Annotated in this window: 6 protein-coding genes; 4 read left to right on the top strand and 2 right to left on the bottom strand. The window is 77.4% G+C overall.

From position 1 onward, the window contains the following. The coding region (locus ACW0Q9_RS28610) for a hypothetical protein (protein ID WP_456186562.1) at positions 1 to 869 on the bottom strand (869 nt) is incomplete at its 3' end. A gap of 220 nt (positions 870 to 1,089) precedes the next feature. Here ACW0Q9_RS28610 and ACW0Q9_RS28605 point away from each other — a divergent pair. Genes ACW0Q9_RS28605 through ACW0Q9_RS28595 form a run of 3 tightly spaced genes read left to right on the top strand, consistent with a single transcriptional unit; the run spans position 1,090 to position 4,206 of the window. Continuing rightward, positions 1,090 to 1,449: a YraN family protein gene (locus tag ACW0Q9_RS28605; RefSeq protein WP_456186560.1), complete on the top strand. Its 360-nt coding sequence runs from the start codon at positions 1,090 to 1,092 to the stop codon at positions 1,447 to 1,449. Between the two features lies 1 nt (position 1,450). Continuing rightward, positions 1,451 to 2,971, top strand: a complete 1,521-nt coding sequence (locus tag ACW0Q9_RS28600; protein WP_456186558.1) for a YifB family Mg chelatase-like AAA ATPase — start codon at positions 1,451 to 1,453, stop codon at positions 2,969 to 2,971. After that, positions 2,968 to 4,206 (top strand): DNA-processing protein DprA, encoded by a 1,239-nt coding sequence (locus ACW0Q9_RS28595; protein ID WP_456186556.1) that lies wholly within the window; start codon positions 2,968 to 2,970, stop codon positions 4,204 to 4,206. The genes ACW0Q9_RS28600 and ACW0Q9_RS28595 overlap by 4 nt, the downstream gene beginning before the upstream one ends. 132 nt (positions 4,207 to 4,338) lie before the next feature. Here ACW0Q9_RS28595 and ACW0Q9_RS28590 read toward each other — a convergent pair whose 3' ends face one another. Further along, positions 4,339 to 4,680 carry a hypothetical protein gene (locus ACW0Q9_RS28590; protein ID WP_456186554.1) on the bottom strand — a complete coding sequence of 114 codons (342 nt, stop codon included), beginning with the start codon at positions 4,678 to 4,680 and terminating at the stop codon, positions 4,339 to 4,341. A 545-nt stretch (positions 4,681 to 5,225) separates the two neighbouring features. Here ACW0Q9_RS28590 and ACW0Q9_RS28585 point away from each other — a divergent pair. Next, the coding region (locus tag ACW0Q9_RS28585) for a site-specific integrase (RefSeq protein WP_456186564.1) at positions 5,226 to 5,811 on the top strand (586 nt) is incomplete at its 3' end.

Below are 5,811 nucleotides of genomic sequence, written 5' to 3'. Positions count from 1 at the left end.
AGGTAGGCGGTCGGCGGGCGGAGCCAGCCGCGGCTGCCGTCGGCGAGCGCCAGCCCTCCGGTGCGCAGCCCGTACAGGCCGGTGCCGAAGATCGGCAGCCCGACCACCAGGAAGGTGCCCACCACGACGTGCGAGGTGGAGACCGGGTCGCGGACCACGCCCCGCAGCAGCACCCGCAGCGCGGGGATCTCCAGGACCAGCACCATCACCGCCAGCAGCACGGCGAGCGCCGGACGCCGGGTCCGGTAGACGCCGTCGCCGGGCGGCGGACCGTCCAGCCGGGGCGCGACCGACGGCATCGGGCCGGTCGGCATCTCCAGCGGGTGCGGGACCGGCCCGGCCGCCACCTCCGGCGCGGGGCCACCCGGGCGCTCCCCGACGATCAGCGGGGTCGCCGCACCGGGGCCCGGCCGGTCCCCCGCGCCGATCGGCGTCGGGCCGGCATGGGTCGGCGTCGGGCCGGCGTGGGTCGGCTCGACCGGACGGCCCGTCTCCACGACCGGGTAGCCGCCCAGCGGGCCGGGACGCAGCGGGTCGGCGGCGGCGCGGTCCGCGCCGAGCGGGTCGGCGGACTCGCGGGCCGCCCGCCGGCCGCCGCGCTCCCCCGGCAACTCGCCGGAGGTCTCCACCGGGTCCTCGGCCCGGCGCGACCGCCACCCGCCCGTGTCGTCGCTCAGCGGGTCGGCGGTCCCGAACCGGCCCGGGTCGCCGTACCGGTTCTCGCCGGTGCGCTGCTCCGGGGCGCGGAAGTCGTCGTCGCGGTAGCGCGGTTCGCCGGCGGCCCGCCAGTCCGGCTCGTATCCGCCGTCGCCCCAGTGCGACCCCTGCTGATCCTCGGGAAAGCTCCGTCGTCCGTCCACGACCGGCACGGTATGCGACCGCCACCACGCGCGCCATCCGGGCACCCCGGCCGCCGCCGCTGGTCATCGCCGCATCGAGGGGTCGTCACGGGCACACGACCCGTGACCGGCCGGCCGGGTGCTAGCACAGCGCGCGCATGATCGTCCGCCCGTCCACAGGGCAGCCCGTCGTCCACAGGGCGCCCCGCCCGGGGCCCACGGCCGGCCCGACCGCCGCACGCTGGCCGGCATGACGAAGCGGAACCAGGCCGTCGGGGCGTACGGCGAGCGGTGCGCGGTCCGGCACCTGATCGAGGCGGGGCTGCACCCGGTCGCCCGGAACTGGCGGTGCCCCGAGGGGGAGATCGACATCATCGCCTGGGACGGGCCGGTGCTCGCCTTCTGCGAGGTGAAGACCCGGCGGACGGAGGAGTTCGGCAGCCCGGCCGAGGCGGTGGTGCGGGCCAAGGCCCGCCGGCTGCGCGGGCTTGCCGCGCGCTGGCTCGCCGCGACGGGCACGACCGCCGAGGAGGTCCGCTTCGACGTCCTCGCGGTCCGGCTCCCGGTCGCCGGGCCGGCCCGGGTCGAACACCTGAGGGGCGCCTTCTGACATGAGCTACGCGAAGGTGCTCTGCGTGGGCCTGGTCGGCATGGCCGGGCACGTGGTGGAGGTCGAGGCGGACCTGGCCCCCGGGCTGCCCGGCGTGGTGATCTCCGGCCTGCCCGACACCGCGCTGCACGAGGCCCGGGACCGGGTCCGCGCGGCCATCGTCAACTCCGGCCAGAAGTGGCCGAACCGCCGGATCACCCTCAACCTGCTCCCGGCCACCCTCCCGAAATACGGTTCCGCCTTCGACCTGGCCATCGCCGTGGCGGTGCTCGGCGGCTCGGGCGAGCTGCCGCTGGTGCCGCTCGAGGCCACGGTGGTCCTCGGCGAGTTGGGCCTCGACGGCACGGTCCGCCCGGTGCGGGGCGTGCTGCCGATGGTCGCCGCCGCGGCCCGCGCCGGGTTCCCCCAGGTGGTGGTCCCGGCCGGCAACGCCGCCGAGGCGGCGGTGATCCCCGGCGTCCGCGTACGCGCCGTCGACACCCTGCACCGGCTCGTCGCCTTCGTCCGGGACGGCACGCCGCTGCTGGCCCCACCGGCCGACCCGCCCACCCCCGTCACCGGTGGGCCGGATCTCGCCGACGTGGCCGGGCAGCGACTCGGCCGCCGGGCGTTGGAGGTGGCGGCGGCCGGCGGGCACCACCTGGCGCTGCTCGGCCCGCCGGGCGCGGGCAAGACCATGCTCGCCGAGCGGCTGCCGTCCGTCCTGCCGGAGCTCGACGACGACGCCGCCCTGGAGGTCACCGCCCTGCACTCGATCGCCGGCCTGCTGCCGCCCGGTGGCCGGCTGCTCCGCCGGCCCCCGTTCCAGGCGCCGCACCACACCGCCACGGTGCCGGCGCTGGTGGGCGGCGGGTCCGGGCTCGCCCGTCCCGGGGCGGTGTCGCTGGCCCACCGGGGCGTGCTCTTCCTCGACGAGGCGGCCGAGTTCAGCAAGGGGGCGCTGGAGGCGTTGCGCCAGCCGTTGGAGAACGGCCGGGTCCAGGTCGCCCGGACGCAGGGCTCCACCGAATATCCGGCCCGTACCCAACTGGTGCTGGCCGCGAACCCGTGTCCCTGCGCGAAGCCGTCCGGCGACATCGACTGCGAGTGCACCCCGCTGGCCCGGCGGCGCTACCTGGGCCGGCTCTCCGGTCCACTGCTCGACCGGGTCGACGTGCAGGTGCGGCTGCCCCCGGTCCGCGCCGCGGAGCTGTTGCAGACCGGCACGCCCCGCGAGTCGTCCGCGACGGTCGCGGCCCGGGTCGCCGCGGCGCGACGGGCCGCCGCCGACCGGTGGGCGTCGACCGGTCGCCGGCTGAACGCCGAGATCCCCGGCCCGTACCTGCGCCAACCGCCGTGGCGGCTGTCGGGGCGGGACACCCGGGAACTGCGGAAGAGGCTCGACACCGGTTCGCTGTCGGCCCGCGGCTTCGACCGGGTCATCCGGCTCGCCTGGACCATCGCGGACCTGGACGGGCGGGACCGTCCCGACGGCGGGGACATCGCGGAGGCCATCCAGCTGAGGACGGGAGAGGGCGCATGACCGGCACCGCGGACCGCCTGCTGGCGCGGGTGGCGCTGACCTGGCTCGCCGAGCCCGGCACCTGGTCGGTGCACCGGCTCGTCGACCAGCACGGCCCGGTCGCCGCGCTCGACCTGCTGCTGGACGGCGGCGCGCCGGACCGGGCACTCCGGTCGGCGGTGGCCGCCCGCTCCGCCGTCGGCGAGGCGCGGGCGGTGGCGGAGCGGGCGCTGGCCCGTACCGAACGGCTCGGCGCGCGGGTGGTCACCCCCGAGGACGAGGAATGGCCGGCCCGGGTGGCGGACCTGCGCGGGCTGCTGTTGTCGGGGGCCGGCCGCCGGGTCGACCTGGAGACCGCCCCGCCGCTCTGCTTCTTCGTACGCGGGGCGTGGCCGCTGGGCGAGGCGCTGGAGCGGTCGGTCGCCGTGGTCGGCGCCCGGGCGGCAACCCCGTACGGCACGCACGTCGCCACCGAGCTGGGCTACGGGCTGGCCGACCGGGACTGGACGGTGGTCTCCGGCGGGGCGTTCGGCATCGACTCCGCGGCGCACCGGGGCGCGCTGACCGCCGGCGGGCTCACGGTCGCGGTGCTGGCCTGCGGGCTGGACCGCCCGTACCCGATGGGCAACGCCGCGCTGTTCGACCGGATCGCCGAGACGGGCCTGCTGGTGAGCGAGTGGATGCCCGGTGCGGAGCCGCTGCGGCCCCGGTTCCTCATCCGCAACCGGGTCATCGCGGCGGCGACCGGGGGCACGGTGCTGGTGGAGGCGGCGGCCCGCAGCGGCGCGACCCAGACCCTGAACCGGGCGCTCGGCGTGGGCCGGCCGGGAATGGTGGTGCCGGGGCCGGTCACCTCGGCCATGTCGGTGGGCGCGCACGAGGCGCTCCGCGAGCAGCACAAGGCGCGGCTGGTGACCGGCACCGCCCACGTGCTGGAGGAGGTGGGGCGGATCGGGTACGACCTGGCGGCACCCGCCCGCGCGCCCGAACGCGCGCGGGACCGGCTCGACGACGAGGCGGTCCAGGTGCTGGAGGCGCTGCCCCGGCGGAAGGCGGTCGGCCTGGAGCGCGTCGCGGCGCGCGCCGGGGTCGACCTCCGCACGGCGATGCGCAAGCTCTCCATGTTGGAGGAGCTGGCCATGGTGGTACGCCGCGACGAGGGCTACGCCCTCGCGCCGCCGCCCAAGCGCGAGACCGGGGCCGGCCGGGCACCGACGGATGCCGGTCCGAACCAGTCGGCGGCTGCGCCGGGCTGACCTGCCGGGCCCTGCCCTGTCGGTCAGCCGCTCCCGAGCCGGCCGGCCCTGCGCTGTCGCTCAGTCGCCCCGAGCCTGCCGGGCCTACGCTGTTGGTCAGTCGGCCCGAGCCTGCCGCGTCTGCGCTGCCGGTCAGTCACCCTCGAACCGGATCTCGGCGTCGCGGCTGCTCAGGCAGCGCCGGGCGAGGAGGGCCAGCCGACGGATCTGGTCGACCTCCGCCGGCGCCCGGGCCACCTCCGCCAGGCAGGGCAGCTCGGCGAGCAGTTGCGGAATCGACTCGGCGTCCACCACCAGCTCACCGAGCGGATCGACCCGGTCCAGCAGCGGCGTACGCCCCCCGCCCCGCACCCGCTCGAGCAGATCCAGCAGGACGTCGTGCGGGTCCGCCACCACCTCGGTGGAGACGTACGACGGCCGGCGGCGAGCCGGCCCGGCCCGCACCTGCCGGTAGAGGACGGCATCCACCCCCACGCTCGGTCCCTCCTCCCACCGGCGTCGCCGTCCCGGGGACGCCCGTTCCGATCCGTTTCGCGAATCACCCTTCCGCGCCGCCACCAGGCCGGTACGCCGTAGCGCCCGGCCGCCCGCCGCGAGGCGGGGTGTCGGCACCGTTCGGCAACACCGAAGGGTCGCCGTCGGCGGACCCGGGGACGTTGCCACCGTCCTCTTCGTAGCAACAGTTTCCCCTGTCCAGGGCCGGGTCAGCCACCCCGAACGGCGTGCCGCGCCCAACCCGTCACTCAGGCCGGCCGGGACGGACGCCCGGCGACCCTTCCACCAGCCTCCAGCCCGGAGCGGCGGCCGGCCGCCGCCCACACACGTCCGTAGGCTGAAGCGGTGTTCCCCGACCGCCCCCACCGCACCGCGCCGGAGCGCGCGCCGGACACTCGTGGCACCCACCGCACCGCGTCGGAGCGCGCGCCGGACACCCGTGGCACCCACGCGCCGGCCGGGTGTTCCCGGTGACTGACCAGCGACGCGGCACGCGGGCGGCCCACGAGGCGCTGCCCACGCCGATGCGGGAGGCCGTGGACGATTTCGCCGACCACCTGGCCCAGGTACGCAACCGGTCCGCGCACACCGTGCGGGCGTACGTGACGGACGTCGTCTCGCTGCTCGACCACGCGGTGCGGATGGGCTGCGCCGACCTGTCGGAGCTGGACCTGACCGTGCTGCGGAGCTGGCTGGCGAAGCAACGGACCGTGGGCGCGGCCCGGACGTCCCTCGCCCGGCGGGCCGCCGCCGCCCGTACGTTCAGCGCCTGGGCGCACCGGGCCGGCCTGCTCGCCGGCGACGTGGCGGCACCGCTGGCCAGTCCCAAGGCACACCGGGAGCTGCCCACGGTCCTGCGCGCCGACCAGGCCGCCGCGCTGATGGACGCCCCGGACGGAGGCCGGTCACGGACGCCGGCCGACGCGGACGACGCGAGGCTGTCCGGAAGCGGGGACGCCGCCACGGCGCGCCAGGCACCGGCCGGGGGCGGGAACGACGGACCCGAGGCCGTGCTGCTGCGCGACCGGCTGCTGCTCGAACTGCTCTACGGCACCGGGGTGCGGATCAGCGAGGCCTGTGGCCTGGACGTCGGCGACGTCGACCAGGCTC

Source organism: Micromonospora sp. I033, assembly GCF_053890995.1.
Note: the sequence above shows the minus strand (reverse complement) of the source record. Positions and strands in the feature narration are given on the sequence as shown.

Excerpts from the sequence above, each read along its gene's own strand:
- ACW0Q9_RS28595 (WP_456186556.1), top strand. The coding sequence starts at position 2,968 with ATGACCGGCACCGCGGACCGCCTGCTGGCGCGGGTGGCGCTGACCTGG.
- ACW0Q9_RS28605 (WP_456186560.1), top strand. The coding sequence starts at position 1,090 with ATGACGAAGCGGAACCAGGCCGTCGGGGCGTACGGCGAGCGGTGCGCG.
- ACW0Q9_RS28600 (WP_456186558.1), top strand. The coding sequence starts at position 1,451 with ATGAGCTACGCGAAGGTGCTCTGCGTGGGCCTGGTCGGCATGGCCGGG.